Here is a 15,750-nt window from a genome sequence, read left to right as displayed (position 1 = left end):
ACGAATGATGCAGTACAACAGCAGGCAAAAACAGAAGGGGTTCACCCTGATCGAGCTGGTGGTGGTGATTGCCATCCTGGCGATACTGGCGGCCTTCGCGCTGCCGAGGTTTGCGCAGCTTTCGGAGCAGGCGCATCAGGCGAGTATCAAGGGTACCGCTGGTGCGTTGAGCGCGGGTGTGGCCTTGGCTAAGGCTCAGTGGGTGGCGAATGGCCAGACTGGAGCCGTGAGTGCGGTTGATGGTTTTGGCGACGGCGATGTAGCAGTTAATGAAGATGGTTGGGCCACCTCAACTGACGGAACGACCACTGCACCAAACCAGGCGCGCTGCGTACAGATCTGGCGAGGTCTGATGCAGTCTAACGCTCCGACCATCGACCAGCGCTCGGCCGCTAACGCCAACGCGGAGTACTGGGCTGCTGTGTCCAACACAACCGCATGTGAGTACGAGTACCAGCTTGATGGCCAGAACAGCACGATCACCTACGACACCGCTGACGGCTCCATAGTGACCGTCATCAACTGATATCGAAAAACGAGTTTGAGTAGACCCCAGAAGAGGTAATGACAATGATGAATGCAATTCAGTCAAGAAAGCAGAAAGGTTTCACCCTGATCGAACTGGTTATGGTGATTGTGATTTTGGGTATTCTGGCGGCGTTTGCTTTGCCGCGGTTTGCGGATTTGGGTGGGGATGCCCGGGCTGCGGTATTCCAGGGTGCCGTAGGTTCAGCAAGATCCTCGATCAGTATTGTTCGGTCAACTGCATTGGCGCGTGGAGTTGCGAACGAGGCAACCTCAAGCGTTGCGATTGATGGTGAGCCAACACTTGCCATCGCATATGGTTTCCCAACTTTGGCGTCCTTACCTGTCGCAGCTCAGTTTGATGGAGACGAAATCGTCTACGATGATACTGCTGGGACCATAACCGTAGGAACATGCGTTGCAACTTACACGGAAGCAACAGCTTCAGCTGCGGCATCACTCACTGTGACGACGGCACCTAGTCCGGGTTGCTAATGGGTTTGCTATAAGCGCAGAGTCGCTACTTCAGTAATAAGGCCCAATTTCTTCCGAAAGAGTAAGCTTTATGTGGGTGGCTAGAGCAACGACAGGGTTTACCTTAGTCGAGTTAATTATGGTGATTCTCCTGGTAGGCGTTCTATCTGTGTTGGGAGTCGGCCTATTCACCAGAAGTTCAGCCTTCTCCCCGTTGCTAGCCACCCAACAACTAGCCTCCGCCACGCTGCTTGCCCAACAAGCAGCGCTGGCGGGCAACCCCTCTACTTCTGTAACCATCCGCCAAACCTCGAATGCTTTTGAGTTCGAGGCGGCGGATTCCCTGTTTTCCATCCGCCGTGAGGGCGCCAGTGTGGCGTATCAGGTAGCCGGTCAATCCGGGCTCACTCCGATTCCTGGCGGCGGGTTTACCATCAACTTTGACCGAATGGGGCGCCTGGCGGCACCGTTCAGCGGTCAAAGTCTCCAATTCCAGATCTCAGGAGACAGTGACTTTACCCTGTGTCTGAGCTCCCTTGGCGCCGTGTATCAGGGGCCTTGTTCATGAGGTCTTGCCGGCGCCCCGGTGTTCGCCAGCAGGGCGCGACCTTGGTGGAGCTGGTGATGACCATTGTCATTATCAGTATTGCCATCGCCGGCGTTGTTGGTGCCTTTGCCTTGATCACCGGCCGAAGCGCTGATCCCTTGAATCAGACCCGTGCGGTGGCATTGTCGCAACTCTACATGGACGAAATCCTCTCCAAATCCTTTGCCCATGATTCCCCTGTGGGCGGCGGAGCGGTGGATGCCGGCGACGCGGATTGCAACAACCTTGGGCCGGATGGCGAAACACGGCGTACCTTCAACGATGTGGACGATTATCACACCCTGAATAACGCGCCGCCCGAGAACAGCGAGGAGGAATCGTTATCGGGCTACAACAATTTTCAGGTGTCTATTTCGGTGGCCTGTGCCGGCACCGAAGTGGGCCTGAGCAATCATGAAGCCAAACGCATCGATATTACCGTTACCGATCCCTCCGGGAACACCTACCTGTTCAGCGCCTACCGGGGGAATTTCTGATGCGCCGGCAACAGGGGTTCACCCTGGTCGAGCTGGTGATGGTCATCGTGCTGTTGGGCATTGTGGCCACCATCTCGGTGCAGTTTGTTGCCCTGTCCACGCGTGGTGCGCTGGACGTAAGCGAACGGCAACAGCGCGCGCTGCAAGGCGTGGTGATCAGTGAGCAAATCACCCGGGAGGTGCGCGAAGCGTTTCCCCTGTCCGTTCGCGAGAACGGCGAATGTCTGGAATGGCTGCCGGTAATCGCCGGCACCGGCTATGAATCCCTGACAACAGGCCCAGGCTTTGATGAAGTGAGCATAGTACCCTTCGGCCGAGCAGTCCCCGCCGGTGCCCGGCTGGTGGTGTACGGCTACGGCTCGGCCCAGTCCGATCTCTACGGCACCTCCAATCCTGGGCCGGTTTCACCGGCCATTATTGCGGTCGCGGATAGTGATACAACCATTGAACTGTCCGCCAGTCATCGTTTTCGCGAGCGCTCACCGGAAAAACGCGTTTACGCCATCACAAGCCCGGTCAGTGTCTGTCAGGTTGGGCAATGGCTTTATCGATTCAGCGGGTACTCTCCAGGCTCTACTCAGCCTTCTGCTGCTGCCCTGAACGGAGCCGGTGGAACTCGGGAGGTTATGAGTGCCAACCTGGTCGGCGGTTCGTTCAACCTAAAAGTAACGCCACCCTCGTTGCAACGGGCGGCGGTTGTGAATTTTGAATTTGAGTTGGCAAACCTGAATGGTGACGAGACCACTCGAATGAGCCAGGAGGTGCAAATTCGCAATGTACCCTGAGCAATCGATTCACAATCAGGCCGGTGCCGGTTTGCCGGTCGCACTGTTTGTTATCACCGTGCTGGCGCTGCTGGTCATCGGGATGGCTCAGTTGCAACAAAGTTCCAGCAACGCTGTAAGTCTGCAAATCCAGTCTCAGCGTGCCTTTTTCTCCGCAGAAAGCGGTGCTCAGCTCGCGGTTGCTGACGTCCTCTATGGAGGGCGGTCGTGTCCGGCTTCCTGGGTGCTGAATTTCACCGAGGCATCCCTTTCAAGCTGCTCGGCGTTGCTGGCTTGTTCCGCAGAGGATCCATCCGGGGGTACGGGGGGCAGCGGCGGGGGCACGCTCTACACAATCACGAGCAGGGGTGTCTGTGGTTCAGGCGCGGATGCCGCGGAACGAGTCCTGGAGGTTAGAGTACGATGAGGTCCCCCCACTTCTCCTGGGCCATGCTGGCAGTACTCTTCGTGTTGTTCATGGCAGCGCCGCCAGCTTGGGCGGCCCAATGTTCTGATGTGTTCGGTGCTCCCAGTGGTGTCAACAGCAACCTGCAGGCTTCCGGAAATACCTTGGACCTTTCGGGGGTGCCCTGGGCCAACAATCCATGGCCAGTATCAGGCACGACACTGGCCGCCGGAGACTATTATTTCGGTAGTGCGAACCTTGGTAATGGGTACCAATTGAATGTCGCAGACGGTGCCCAGGTAAGGATTTTTATCAATGGTTCGCAAGCCTTTGGGAATAACATTGCAATCAATGCGGGCGGTGATCCGGGCCAGTTGTTATTGGTGACCAGAGGTAGCCTGACCTTGGGGAACAACGCCCAGGTCAATGGGCTACTCTACGCCGCCGGGTCGATCAGCGTTGGCAATAATGCTGTGATCACGGGTGGCCTGGCAGCCGGTGGCGGCATCAGCACCGGCAATACCGGCCCGGTGGCAGACTACAGCGGCATTGAGCAGGGCTTGTTGGCCGGACTGTGTGCCAGACGTGTGGAGCTTTCCGCCAATGGTGACAGTGTTGGACCGGTTGCAGTGGAAGTTGGGAACGCTGTGTCCCTGGCTGTCAGGGGGGAGGGGTGTTCAGACGTTGAGTCTACCTTTAACCAGAGGTGGAATGATCGGTGGTTGGTTAACGGTGTATTGGTCCAGTCATCCACTAGTACGCCGACATTATGCGAGCGTTCACCGGTAACTCAAACGGTCACATTTGATCAACCGGGTGATTACATAGTGCGGTTTGAATCTCGCTATCAGAACTGCTTTCTGTTTTTCTGCGGAGGCGAACAGCCGTTTGGCGAGGATGAGATACTGATCAGGGTTACAGACCCAAATGACGGCCTGACCTGTTTTGTCGATGACTTCGACGGCGGAAGCTTGTCTACGGACGATTGGGTTACTTCTGTGGCCAGTGGAAGCTTCACCCCCTCGGTCGTCAACAATCGATTAAGAATGACCCAAGCCGTCAGTAATCAGTCGACAGCAGCGACGCTGCAACGAGAGATTCCAGGCGCAGACAATCTGGTGATTCTCGAGTTCGACTATTTTGCTTACGGTGGCAGTGGTGCAGACGGGCTGGCGATTGTGTTGTCAGATTCTGCAATAACGCCGCAGCCAGGCAGCTTCGGTGGTTCACTGGGGTATGCCCAGCGAGATAATGGCGACCCCGGGTTTGCAGGCGGTTGGCTCGGGATCGGGCTGGATGAGTTTGGGAATTTCTCCAATCCCACCGAGGGGCGGCAGGGAGGCCCTGGTTCCCGGGCAGACGCCGTTGCCATTCGCGGCGCCTATCAGGGCAATTATCGTTACCTGAGAGGCACCAACACGCTTTCGCCGGGCATCGATCAGGCCGGTACTAACCCCACGGCCCAGCGCTATCGAATCACCGTTGATTCCAGGCTGGCGGGCCAGGCCATCGTGTCGGTAGAGCGGGATACTTCCGGAAGTGGTAACAATTTCCAGACGCTTATTGCCCCGTTCAATGCGCTGGCGGAGCCCGGCCAGCCTGCGGTGCCGGAAAATTTTCTGCTCTCCCTGACGGGTTCCACTGGTGGCTCCACCAACATCCATGAGCTGGGAAACATTGAACTGTGCGCCTTAAAGTTGAATCCCGTAGGGCAACAGGTAGACCATTTCGAGATCATTCATGACGGCGTTGCCCTGACGTGTCAACCCGAGACGATACAGGTTCGAGCATGCGGCAACGCCGATTGCTCTGAGCTATTCACCGACCCGGTACAGGCGACACTGGCCCCCGCCAACGGTTGGCAAGGTGGAAACGTGGTGTCGTTGGTAAATGGCTTCGGGGAGGCGACGTTGCAGAACACGTCGCCCGGAACCGTGAGGCTCGATGTTGTTGGATCAAATCCTTCAACACGCCCCCAGGCCGTGACACTTTGCCAGATAGGTGGATCCTTGTCGGCGTCAAATTGCGACCTGCCCTTCTTTGAATCGGGCCTGGCGTTTGACCTTCCCGATCTGATTTCACACCGACCCTCCGGCCCTGTTCAAGTGCGGGCGGTCCGTCAGGACGATGTCACTCAGCAATGTGTGCCGGCGTTTGCAAACCAAACCAAAGCTGTGGAGTTTTGGTCCGAATATGTAGACCCTGGCCCGGGTGGCCGAGACGTCAGTCGAGCGGTGTCTGTGAATGGGGCGCCGGTTGGCATAGACGCTTCCGCACCAGCTGGAATTGATTTGTCATTTGATGGTGATGGCGTTGCGGAGATCGATGTGATCTATCCGGATGCAGGGCAGATGCAGCTCAACGCACTGTATCGGGGCAGCGAGGCAACCGAAGATGCCGGCCTGCTGATGCCCGGCGCGGACAGCTTTGTCAGTGTGCCCGCCGGCTTTTGTGTTTCCGCTGCATCGTCCTGTTCCCAGGGTGATGAGACCTGCCCATTGTTCCGCAGGGCAGGGGAATTCTTTGACCTGACCATCACCGCAGCAGGTTGGCAGAGTGACACAGATGTGGATTTCTGTGCTGGTAATCCGGTCTCGCCAAACTTCGAACTGCCGGGCATTCCTTTACAGGTGGAGTTGGTGGCCCCTGCCGGTGGCGAGACCGGTGTGGTTTCTCCTGGTAGTTACGATCATGCTCGAGCCGTTGATGCGCAAACCACGGTAGCTGTAGATCAGTCCGAAGTGGGGGTATTCCGCTTCCTCACAAGCCCCGCGCCCGGGGCTTATCTTGGGCGGGATCTACCGCAGGGCCGGAGTGCTCCGGTCGGGCGCTTCTATCCTGACCGCTTCCGGGTCACGGTGGACCCAGGCGCCTTTGAAGCGGAGTGCGGGGCAGGGCAGTTCACTTACACGGGACAACCGTTCGGTTGGTTGATGGCGCCCACCGCGCTGCTTGAGCCGTTGTCTGTACAGGGCCGTCGAACCCGAAACTACACGTTCGACGGCTTCAGGCGCCTATCGGTGGCCGGCGTCTCAACACTTGTTCCCATTGAGGACCTTGCTGCAACCGATGCCAATGGCGACCCAATGGCGTTTTCTGTCACTCAGGAGGCGGCCGCACTCAGCGTACAGGAACCCGGACTTATATTGTTCTCGTTCAACCCGAACGATCAGTTCGAGTATCCGAAGAGCCCGGTCACGCGTATAGAGCCATTCTTGCCGCAGTTAGAATTTACCGTCACATCGGTTCAGGATACCGACGGTGTTCAGGCCGAGGCGGCCCCCTATGACTTCGAACCGGAGGCCTCTTTTGAGATCCGCTACGGCCGGCTGATCATGGAGAACGTTTACGGCCCGGAAACGGTGGAGGCCTTGTTTATGCCGTTCAGGGTGGAGTCTTTCGAGGGCGGGCGGTTTGTTACCCATGATGCGGACAGTTGCACCACGTGGACAACGACCGATATTGATTCGGCCGAAACTCACCATGCGCTGCTTGCGGATTCCGGGGTTTTCGACCAGGGCACAGCCGGGCCATTGCGCCTGGAACCTCTTGGTACCCAGGGCACCGATCTGCTGACCTGGGATGTTCCGGAGTGGCTGGAAGACGATTGGAACAACGATGGGGTGTTAGCAGACCCCTCCGCTACCGCCACGTTTGGCGTATACCGGGGCAACGACCGCATCATCTACTGGCGGGAAGTGCCCGCTAACTGATAGCCAACGGGCGGGGAGGGATGTTAATCCTCCTCCCCTTCCGGATGGTCCAGGCCGAGCTCATTGATCTTCCGGGTCAGCGTATTCCTGCCCCAGCCAAGCAGCACGGAGGCATCCCGGCGGCGCCCGCCGGTATGCTTCAGGGCCACCTCAATCATAATCTTCTCGAACTCCGGTACGGCGGTGTCCAGGATCGACTTCTTGCCGCGCTTCAGTTCCTGTTCTGCCCAGTTTTTCAGGCCTTCCTGCCAGGTCTGGCCAGTGGCGCTGTGCTCACTTTCCGCCTGGTGCAGGAGTTCGGGGGGCAGGTCATCTACATGAATCTCGCGCCCGCTGGCCATCACGGTCAGCCAGCGGCAGGTGTTTTCCAGCTGGCGGACGTTACCGGGCCACGGCAGGGTGGTCAGGTACTCTTCGGCATCCGGGCGCAACAACTTGGGCTCTACCGCCAGTTCCTTGGCGGCCCGTTTCAGGAAGTGCTGCATCAGGCGGGGAATGTCTTCCCGCCGCTCCGCCAGCTTGGGCAGATGCACGCGGATAACGTTCAGGCGGTGGAATAAGTCTTCCCGGAAGCTACCTGCCTGGACCAGTTTTTCCAGGTCTTGATGAGTGGCGGCGATGATACGCACATCCACTTTAATCGGGGTGGTGCCGCCTACCCGATAGAATTCGCCATCGGCCAATACTCGCAGCAGACGGGTCTGGGTGTCGGCTGGCATATCACCGATTTCATCCAGAAACAGGGTGCCGCCGTTTGCCTGTTCAAACCGCCCCTGGCGGGCGGCACCGGCACCGGTGAAAGCACCCTTTTCGTGGCCGAACAGCTCAGACTCAATCAGGTCTTTGGGGATCGCCGCCATATTCAGGGCAATGAAAGGGTTACGGGCCCGCGGGCTGTGGTTATGCAGGGCCTGGGCAACCAGCTCCTTACCGGTACCGCTTTCGCCGTTGATCAGCACCGTGATGTTGGAGTGGGACAAGCGGCCGATGGCCCTGAACACTTCCTGCATGGCCGGAGCTTCACCGATGATTTCGGTATTGCGCTGGGCGCTGTCGGCCTGGGGTTCGCTGGCGGCCCGTTTTTCATGACTGTGGGCCACAGCGCGTTTCACCAGGGCCACGGCATCGTCCACATCAAAGGGCTTGGGCAGGTATTCGAAGGCACCGGTCTGATAACTGGTAACCGCACTTTCCAGGTCCGAATGGGCGGTCATGATGATCACCGGCACATCCGGATGCTTGTCGACAATCTGTGAAAGCAGGGTGATGCCGTCTACTCCGGGCATGCGGATATCGCTGACGATGGCATCGGGCTGTTCGTGTTCCAGTCGCATCATGATGCTTTCGCCGCTGTCAAAGACGCGCGGCTGCATACCGGCCTGGTTCAGGGCGCGTTCCAGCACCCAGCGAATGCTCTTGTCGTCGTCGATAATCCAGACGTTTGCCGGTTGGCTCATTGGTTGTCCTCCAGAGGCAGGAAGATGATGAAATCGGTTCTTCCGGGCTCGCTCTCACACTCCACCAGCCCTCGGTGCTGGCCGATGATGCTTTGGGTAATGGAAAGGCCAAGGCCGGTTCCTGAGGCCCGGCCACTGATCATGGGATAAAAGATGTTCTGCAGAAGATCCGCTGGAATACCCGGGCCGTTATCGATGATGTCGGCCCGGCACACCAGCCGATGACGACGGTGGCCGATGGTGAACTGGCGAAGCGCACGGGTACGGAAAGTGATGGTCGGCGGTACATCGGAAGGCGTGGCGCCTTCGTTCTCGAAGGCGGCTTCCATAGCGTTGCGGGCGATGTTCAGGAACGCCTGGATCAGTTGTTCCTTGTCGCCCGGGAACTCGGGGATGCTGGGGTCGTAATCCCGTTTCAGGCGGACCCGGCCTTTGCTCTCAGCCTCAACCAGAGTACGTACCCGCTCCAGCACCTCGTGGATATTGGTGGGTGCAATCTTCAACGCCTTGTTGGGGCCGAGCATACGATCGACCAGGCTGCGCAGGCGGTCTGCTTCGTCAATGATTACCCGGGTGTATTCGCGCTGGTCTTCATCGTTCAGCTCCCGGTCAAGCAGTTGAGCCGCGCCACGAATGCCGCCCAATGGGTTCTTGATTTCATGGGCCATGCCGCGAACCAGGATCCGGGTGGTCTCCTGTTGGGAGATGATGTCTTCCTCGCGGCTGATGCGCATCAGCCGGTCCCGGGGCTGGATCTCGATCAACAGCTCCATGGGCTCAAGGCTGATGGGTGTCACCGAATAGTCCACCGTCAGCCTTGAGCCGCTCAGTAAAGCGAACTCTGCTTCTCGCCGGGTGTAGGATTGGCCATTGCCTGCTGCCGCATACAGGGTTTTCAGGGCGTCCGCAGAATCGAGCAGAACGTCTTTCAGGGGCAGGCCCTGGCTACGGGTCATGCTGGTTTCAAACAGACTTTCGGCGGCGGGGTTCAGGTAACGGATGGTCAGGTCGTTTCCCAGCACCAGAACGGCCGTGGTCAGGCTGTCCAGAATGCTCTTATAACCGCTTCCCAGCGAGATGGATGGTTGGAACGACATGCTTGGTTTCCGTTTTAAACTCATGGTGGTTACCCCGGTTTTGCAAAAAGCGAACCAGTTTTGCCTGCTGAGATAAGATGATGGTCTAAGTACGGGCACAGCGGGGCCCGGAGGGCATCCGGGTGCTGTAGGTTGGTGCAGATGGGGAGCTTGTCGCTACAGGCAGCCGGGGTTTTGCCCCTTCGCTGCCCAAAGTATGGCTTTATCGTGGTGCAGTTGCACTAAAGTGGTGCGCAAATGTCAGTTCAGGCGGGAAGGGCGGTGAATGGTAAAGGTGATTGGCTGGCCGCTTTTTACCTGTATGCCATCGCGATCCACGATGTGAACACCCGCCTGATGGGTGCCCCGGTCAATATTGCGGACGGTGATGGAGCCAGAGGTACTTTGGCCAACCGGTTGGCCGTCCAGAGTAACCTCATAGCGATGACCGCGCCGAAGGCTCGGGGTGCTACGCACTTCAAAGGTGACGTCGCCGTTGCCACTGTGGAAGGCCTGGTCGTTCTCAGGGGAGATCAGGGAAAGGCTCTCATAGGCTGCACCTTCGCGCTCCACTTCCTCAAGCAACTGTTCGGTTTCTCTCACCGCGTCAGGCTTTGGCAGTGTGATGGTGGTTACCGGTTTAACCTCGATTTCTTCCCCACCCTGCATGGGCTCGTCCGAGAAGGTTACATTGCCCTGAGCATCCACATGGCGGTAAACCTCAGCGTGAACCGATGCGGTGGCCAGCAGTAACAAGCCGGTGGCGAGGGTGAGCGGTGCTTTCATGACAATAACCTGCGGTAGTGAACTGTCTCGATTATCGGTGGCGGCTCCGGGCATTTCAACGCCGGAGGGCAATCCCTTGGTTACATATCGTTAAGGGCGCGGGGTGTTTGGTCGGATTTGCGAAAAGCGGCACAAAAAAGCCCCGCACGAGGCGGGGCTTTAAGGCTGGAATGCTTTGCACCATATTGGTGCGCTACATTAGCAGGAGTAGTAAAGCTGGAACTCAACCGGGTGAGTGGTCATGTTCAGTTTCTCAACTTCGCCACGCTTCAGGTCGATGTAGCCTGCGATCATGTCTTCGGTGAACACGCCGCCACGGGTCAGGAACTCGTGGTCTTCTGCCAGGCAGTCCAAGGCTTCAGACAGGGTCTCGGCAACCTTCGGAATGTTCAGCGCTTCTTCCTTCGGCAGGTCGTACAGATCCTTGTCCATGGCATCGCCAGGGTGGATCTTGTTCTGGATGCCGTCCAGGCCGGCCATCATCAGGGCTGCGAACGCCAGGTACGGGTTAGCCGCCGGGTCAGGGAAGCGCACTTCGATACGACGTGCTTTCGGGCTGTTTACATACGGGATACGGATAGAGGCAGAGCGGTTGCGGGCAGAGTAGGCCAGCATTACCGGTGCTTCATAGCCCGGAACCAGACGCTTGTAGCTGTTGGTGGCCGGGTTGGTGAAGGCGTTGATGGCCTTGGCGTGCTTGATCACACCACCGATGTAGTACAGGGCGGCTTCGCTCAGGCCCGCGTAGCTGTCGCCGGCGAACAGGTTCTTGCCGTCTTTGCTTAGGGACATGTGTACGTGCATGCCGGAGCCGTTGTCACCAACCACCGGCTTGGGCATGAAGGTGGCGGTTTTGCCGTAGGCGTGGGCCACGTTGTGTACACAGTACTTCAGAATCTGAACTTCGTCAGCTTTGCGGGTCAGGGTGTTGGCGCCAACGCCGATTTCACACTGGCCAGCGGTGCCCACTTCGTGGTGGTGTACTTCAATTTCCAGGCCCATGGATTCCATGGCGGCACACATGGCGCCACGCAGGTCGTGCAGGCTGTCGACCGGCGGAACCGGGAAATAGCCGCCTTTCACGCCTGGGCGGTGGCCGATGTTGTTGCGATCGAAGTCTTCGCCGGAAACCCAGGCAGCTTCTTCAGAGTGAATGTGGTAAGACGCGCCTTGCATGTCCACATTCCATTTAACGGAATCGAACACGAAGAACTCGGGCTCCGGGCCAAACAGCGCGCCATCGGCGATGCCGGTGGACTTCAGGTATTCTTCGGCACGACGGGCAACAGAGCGGGGATCGCGCTCATAACCCTGCATGGTAGAAGGCTCTACAATGTTGCAGGTGATGTTGACAGTGGTTTCTTCGGTGAACGGATCCAGTACGGCGGTCTCGTCGTCCGGCATCAGGATCATGTCGGATTCGTTGATACCTTTCCAGCCAGCAATAGAGGAGCCGTCAAACATTTTGCCGTCAGCAAAGAAATCTTCATCGGCTTCGGTGGCGGGCAGGGTGACGTGCTGCTCTTTTCCGCGGCTGTCGGTGAAGCGCAGGTCAATCCATTTCACTTCGTGTTCTTTGATCAAATCAATCGTCTTGGACATTGTGCATGCTCCGTAGTGATGTCGTGTTCGTTATGCCGGATCGTTCAGCGGGCTGAAGCCCGATCTTTTTCAGGTCAGGGCAGCTTAACAGAAGCTGTTGGCTCTTACCTTTCAATTACGGCTGCACAAGGATAAGCAAGGGGCTTGCCAGTTTTTCGGTTTTGCGCCAGAACAGCGCAGCGGCAAGGCTTTGGGGCGATTCTGGCGCACCGGAGTGCAGCTTACAGGCATTGGTTGCACTGAATGTGTGCACTTTATTGGTGCATTGATTCTTATCCTGCCTGATAACGGTGCATTAGTCGATTGGTTACATATTAGGCACTATTCTTCATATTATCGACATGGACTTTTCTATATACTGCTCGCCGCTAAATTCTGCAGGATACCCGTTGTGATTGATAAGCTTAGAAACGTTGCCATTATTGCCCACGTTGACCACGGTAAAACCACCCTGGTAGACATGTTGTTGCGCCAGTCTGGCACTCTGGACCGTAAGGAGCTCGAGAACGAGCGCGTTATGGATTCCAATGACCAGGAAAAAGAGCGTGGCATTACCATTCTGGCCAAGAATACTGCCCTTAAATGGAAGGACTACAATATCAACATCGTGGACACCCCGGGGCACGCGGATTTTGGCGGCGAAGTAGAGCGCGTCATGAGCATGGTAGACAGTGTGCTGCTGGTGGTGGATTCCATCGACGGCCCCATGCCGCAAACCCGCTTTGTAACCCAGAAAGCGTTCGCAGCGGGCCTGCGCCCGATTGTGGTCGTAAACAAGATTGACCGCCCCGGCGCCCGCCCGGATTGGGTTGTAGACCAGGTATTCGACCTGTTCGACAACCTGGGTGCCACCGACGAGCAGCTGGATTTCCCGATTGTTTACGCCAGCGCCCTGAACGGCATTGCCGGTCTGGATCACGAAGACCTGCAAGACAACATGGATGCCGTGTTCCAGGCGATTGTTGACCACGTGCCGGCTCCGGCGGTTGACCTTGATGGCCCGTTCCAGATGCAGATCTCCCAGCTGGACTACAACAGCTTTCTGGGGGTTATCGGTATTGGCCGCATCATGCGCGGCAAGGTTAAAACCAACACTCCGGTGGTGGCTGTTGGCGCCGATGGCAAGAAGCGTAATGGTCGTATCCTGAAGATCATGGGCCATTCAGGCCTGCAGCGTGTGGAAGTTGAAGAAGCGCAGGCTGGCGACATTGTGTGCGTGAGTGGTCTGGATCAGCTGTACATCTCTGATACCTTATGCGACCCCGCCAATGTTGAGGCACTGCCGGCACTGACCGTTGACGAGCCCACCGTATCCATGACTTTCCAGGTAAACGATTCACCGTTTGCCGGCAAAGAAGGCAAGTACGTGACCAGCCGTAACATCAAAGAGCGTCTGGAAAAGGAGCTGCTGCACAACGTGGCGCTGCGGGTTGAAGAAGGCGACTCGGCTGACAAGTTCAAGGTGTCTGGCCGTGGTGAACTGCACCTGTCGGTTCTGATCGAGAACATGCGTCGCGAAAACTTCGAGCTGGCCGTAGGCCGTCCGGAAGTGGTGGTCAAGGAAGTAAACGGTCAGAAGGAAGAGCCGTACGAAAACGTGATCATCGACATCGAAGAGCAGCACCAGGGCGCGATCATGGAACAGATGGGTCTGCGTAAGGGTGACATGACCAACATGATCCCGGACGGCAAGGGCCGAATCCGCCTGGAATACACCATTCCGGCCCGCGGCCTGATCGGTTTCCGGAACACCTTCCTGACCATGACTTCCGGTACCGGCATCCTGACTTCCACCTTCAGCCACTACGGCCCGGTGAAAATGGGTGACGTAACCAGCCGCCAGAACGGCGTTATCGTTTCCATGGCGACCGGTACCGCGCTGACCTACTCGCTGGAAACCCTGCAGAGCCGTGGCAAGCTGTTCCTCGACCCGGGTCAGGAGATCTATGAAGGCCAGCTGTGTGGTATCCACAGCCGCGACAACGACCTGGTGGTTAACCCCACCAAGGGCAAGAAGCTGGACAACATGCGTGCTTCCGGTAAAGACGAAGTGATCGGCCTGGTGCCGCCCATCAAGTTCACCCTGGAGCAGGCGCTTGAGTTCATTGATGACGATGAGCTGGTAGAGGTAACGCCCAAGTCGATCCGTCTGCGTAAGAAACTGCTGACCGAGAACGAGCGTAAGCGCGCCGGTAAGAAGTAAAAGACTTTATGCCACAGACAACACGGACGTACACGGACAGCTCAAGGAAAGAGCTACTCCTTCGTCCGTGAACGTCCGTGTTGTCCGTGGCCGATATTCTTTTGTTTTGGCTTTTCATGTTTCCTCAAGCGTTACCGTGATTCCCTTCGCTAATCTCAGCTAGGAGTCTGCGCGGCAGAAGCTCGTTTCTGGCATAATAAACCGAAAATTTTTCGGCAACAGGACGTCTGATGGGAACCACTTTCCGCCCGTACTCGCCCGACCAGGAATTGCTCCTTCCCCCAAGCCTGAACGAGTGGCTGCCTGATGGCCACCTGGCCTATTTTGTCAGTGATGTTGTCGAGGAGCTGGATTTGAGTGCGTTTTACGCCCGCTACGAAGGCAACGGTCGGCGTAACTCGCCGTTCGATCCGCGGATGATGCTGAAGGTTCTTATTTACGCCTACGCCACCGGCGTATTCTCCTCACGCAAGATTGCCCGGAAGTTGGAGGAAGACGTCGCCTTTCGGGTTCTGGCTGCGGGTAATTTTCCCAAGCACCGCACGATCTGTGATTTCCGCAAACACCATCTGGTCGCCTTCAAGGCCATCTTCATTCAAGTCGTACGGATTGCCCGGGAGGCGGAGCTGATCACGCTGGGAACACTGGCGATTGATGGCACAAAGATTCGGGCTAATGCCAGTAAGCACAAGGCCATGAGCTATGGCCGCATGGGCGAGGAAGAAGATCGTTTATCGAAAGAGATCGATGGGCTATGTCGTCAGGCCCGTCGAACGGATGAGTCGGAAGATCGGCAGTTCGGCCCGGATCAGCGGGGTGATGAGCTACCTGAGGAGTTGCAGTACCGACAGGCGCGACTGGACAAGATCCGCGCTGCCAAGGAGAAATTGGAAGCGGATCAGAAAGCGCGGGATACAGCCAAAGGCCGGCACCCGGACGATGATCGCCGCCCACCCCGCGGTGGCCGGAACTTCAAGCGAGATTACGGGGTGCCGGACGACAAAGATCAAAGCAACTTTACCGACCCGCAAAGCCGGATTATGAAAACGGCGGATGGGTTCCAGCAATGCTACAACGGCCAGTTGGCCGTGGATGGTGAATTCCAACTGATTGTCGCTAATCATCTGGGCAGCAATGCCAGTGATCAGGGTCGCCTGATACCGCTACTGGATGACGTGAAAGACATCCTGAAAACCTATCCGCAACAATGCCTGGCCGATGCCGGTTACCGTAAAGAAGACGACTTACAGTCCCTGGAGGACAAAAGGATCGACGGTTATGTCTCGCTGCGTCGGGAAGGGAAAAAGAGCGCAGAGATAGACGCGAGCGGTTATCCCGCCACGTCACGGATGGCCGAGAAGCTGGCCACCGCGACGGGGCGATCGGTTTACGCCCGGCGCAAGTATCTGGTTGAGGCGGTTAATGGCTGGATCAAGCATATTCTGGGCTTCCGGCAGTTCAGCCTGAGGGGGCTTAATGCCGTGCAAGGCGAATGGGATCTGGTCTGCCTGTCGCTTAACCTCAGGCGGATGAGTTCGCTGATGAGGCTGACATAGGCGATCTGAGGCGGCGTGCTGGGCCGTGCTGAGTGGTCGGGCTACGGTTGTGAACTTGCCTATAACCGTCTTGATTGCCTAGACAGAAAATCGTGACTCTATCCG

Annotated in this window: 12 protein-coding genes; 8 read left to right on the top strand and 4 right to left on the bottom strand. The window is 57.4% G+C overall.

The window, feature by feature from the left end:
- Positions 1-4 precede the first annotated feature (4 nt).
- The 6 genes from ACZ5Q2_RS00950 to ACZ5Q2_RS00925 all read left to right on the top strand — a co-directional run bounded on the left by ACZ5Q2_RS00950 (position 5) and on the right by ACZ5Q2_RS00925 (position 6,965).
- Positions 5-526 carry a prepilin-type N-terminal cleavage/methylation domain-containing protein gene (locus ACZ5Q2_RS00950; RefSeq protein WP_061333581.1) on the top strand — a complete coding sequence of 174 codons (522 nt, stop codon included), beginning with the start codon at positions 5-7 and terminating at the stop codon, positions 524-526.
- 44 nt (positions 527-570) lie between these two features.
- The gene (locus ACZ5Q2_RS00945) at positions 571-1,020 is read left to right on the top strand and encodes a type II secretion system protein (RefSeq protein WP_319822991.1); all 450 of its coding nucleotides are present in this window, start codon (positions 571-573) and stop codon (positions 1,018-1,020) included.
- Positions 1,021-1,138: 118 nt separating this feature from the next.
- The gene (locus tag ACZ5Q2_RS00940; RefSeq protein ID WP_413772227.1) at positions 1,139-1,567 is read left to right on the top strand and encodes a type II secretion system protein; all 429 of its coding nucleotides are present in this window, start codon (positions 1,139-1,141) and stop codon (positions 1,565-1,567) included.
- Positions 1,564-2,082, top strand: a complete 519-nt coding sequence (locus ACZ5Q2_RS00935; protein ID WP_061333584.1) for a type IV pilus modification PilV family protein — start codon at positions 1,564-1,566, stop codon at positions 2,080-2,082. The genes ACZ5Q2_RS00940 and ACZ5Q2_RS00935 overlap by 4 nt, the downstream gene beginning before the upstream one ends.
- On the top strand, positions 2,082-2,867 hold the full coding sequence (locus tag ACZ5Q2_RS00930) for a PulJ/GspJ family protein (RefSeq protein WP_061333585.1): 786 nt from the start codon (positions 2,082-2,084) through the stop codon (positions 2,865-2,867). Before ACZ5Q2_RS00935 ends, ACZ5Q2_RS00930 begins: the two co-directional genes overlap by 1 nt.
- A gap of 402 nt (positions 2,868-3,269) precedes the next feature.
- On the top strand, positions 3,270-6,965 hold the full coding sequence (locus tag ACZ5Q2_RS00925) for a DUF6701 domain-containing protein (RefSeq protein WP_061333587.1): 3,696 nt from the start codon (positions 3,270-3,272) through the stop codon (positions 6,963-6,965).
- Positions 6,966-6,988: 23 nt separating this feature from the next.
- On the opposite strand, the gene ntrC is transcribed toward ACZ5Q2_RS00925, so the two are convergent.
- The 4 genes from ntrC to glnA form a co-directional block, all read right to left on the bottom strand.
- Positions 6,989-8,422 (bottom strand): nitrogen regulation protein NR(I), encoded by a 1,434-nt coding sequence (gene ntrC / locus ACZ5Q2_RS00920; protein WP_061333588.1) that lies wholly within the window; start codon positions 8,420-8,422, stop codon positions 6,989-6,991.
- The gene (gene glnL / locus ACZ5Q2_RS00915) at positions 8,419-9,519 is read right to left on the bottom strand and encodes a nitrogen regulation protein NR(II) (protein ID WP_156471785.1); all 1,101 of its coding nucleotides are present in this window, start codon (positions 9,517-9,519) and stop codon (positions 8,419-8,421) included. Before glnL ends, ntrC begins: the two co-directional genes overlap by 4 nt.
- Positions 9,520-9,759: 240 nt before the next feature.
- A complete protein-coding gene (locus ACZ5Q2_RS00910; RefSeq protein ID WP_061333595.1) occupies positions 9,760-10,284 on the bottom strand; it encodes a DUF4124 domain-containing protein in 525 nt (174 codons plus the stop codon).
- Positions 10,285-10,482: 198 nt separating this feature from the next.
- Positions 10,483-11,886 carry a glutamate--ammonia ligase gene (glnA, locus tag ACZ5Q2_RS00905; RefSeq protein WP_061333589.1) on the bottom strand — a complete coding sequence of 468 codons (1,404 nt, stop codon included), beginning with the start codon at positions 11,884-11,886 and terminating at the stop codon, positions 10,483-10,485.
- A 391-nt stretch (positions 11,887-12,277) separates the two neighbouring features.
- Between glnA and typA the strand changes: the two genes are divergently transcribed.
- On the top strand, positions 12,278-14,089 hold the full coding sequence (typA, locus tag ACZ5Q2_RS00900) for a translational GTPase TypA (RefSeq protein ID WP_061333590.1): 1,812 nt from the start codon (positions 12,278-12,280) through the stop codon (positions 14,087-14,089).
- A gap of 230 nt (positions 14,090-14,319) precedes the next feature.
- Positions 14,320-15,645: an IS1182 family transposase gene (locus tag ACZ5Q2_RS00895; RefSeq protein WP_230716015.1), complete on the top strand. Its 1,326-nt coding sequence runs from the start codon at positions 14,320-14,322 to the stop codon at positions 15,643-15,645.
- Positions 15,646-15,750 lie beyond the last annotated feature (105 nt).

Source organism: Marinobacter alkaliphilus (assembly GCF_055394375.1).
The sequence above is the reverse complement of the archived record's forward strand: the minus strand, read 5'-3'. Positions and strand labels throughout refer to the sequence as shown.

Coding starts and splice junctions, on each gene's coding strand:
- ACZ5Q2_RS00910 (WP_061333595.1), bottom strand. CDS start 10,284: ATGAAAGCACCGCTCACCCTCGCCACCGGCTTGTTACTGCTGGCCACC.
- ACZ5Q2_RS00950 (WP_061333581.1), top strand. CDS start 5: ATGATGCAGTACAACAGCAGGCAAAAACAGAAGGGGTTCACCCTGATC.
- ACZ5Q2_RS00895 (WP_230716015.1), top strand. CDS start 14,320: ATGGGAACCACTTTCCGCCCGTACTCGCCCGACCAGGAATTGCTCCTT.
- ACZ5Q2_RS00935 (WP_061333584.1), top strand. CDS start 1,564: ATGAGGTCTTGCCGGCGCCCCGGTGTTCGCCAGCAGGGCGCGACCTTG.
- glnL (WP_156471785.1), bottom strand. CDS start 9,519: ATGTCGTTCCAACCATCCATCTCGCTGGGAAGCGGTTATAAGAGCATT.
- ACZ5Q2_RS00930 (WP_061333585.1), top strand. CDS start 2,082: ATGCGCCGGCAACAGGGGTTCACCCTGGTCGAGCTGGTGATGGTCATC.
- ACZ5Q2_RS00925 (WP_061333587.1), top strand. CDS start 3,270: ATGAGGTCCCCCCACTTCTCCTGGGCCATGCTGGCAGTACTCTTCGTG.
- ACZ5Q2_RS00945 (WP_319822991.1), top strand. CDS start 571: ATGATGAATGCAATTCAGTCAAGAAAGCAGAAAGGTTTCACCCTGATC.
- ACZ5Q2_RS00940 (WP_413772227.1), top strand. CDS start 1,139: ATGGTGATTCTCCTGGTAGGCGTTCTATCTGTGTTGGGAGTCGGCCTA.
- glnA (WP_061333589.1), bottom strand. CDS start 11,886: ATGTCCAAGACGATTGATTTGATCAAAGAACACGAAGTGAAATGGATT.
- ntrC (WP_061333588.1), bottom strand. CDS start 8,422: ATGAGCCAACCGGCAAACGTCTGGATTATCGACGACGACAAGAGCATT.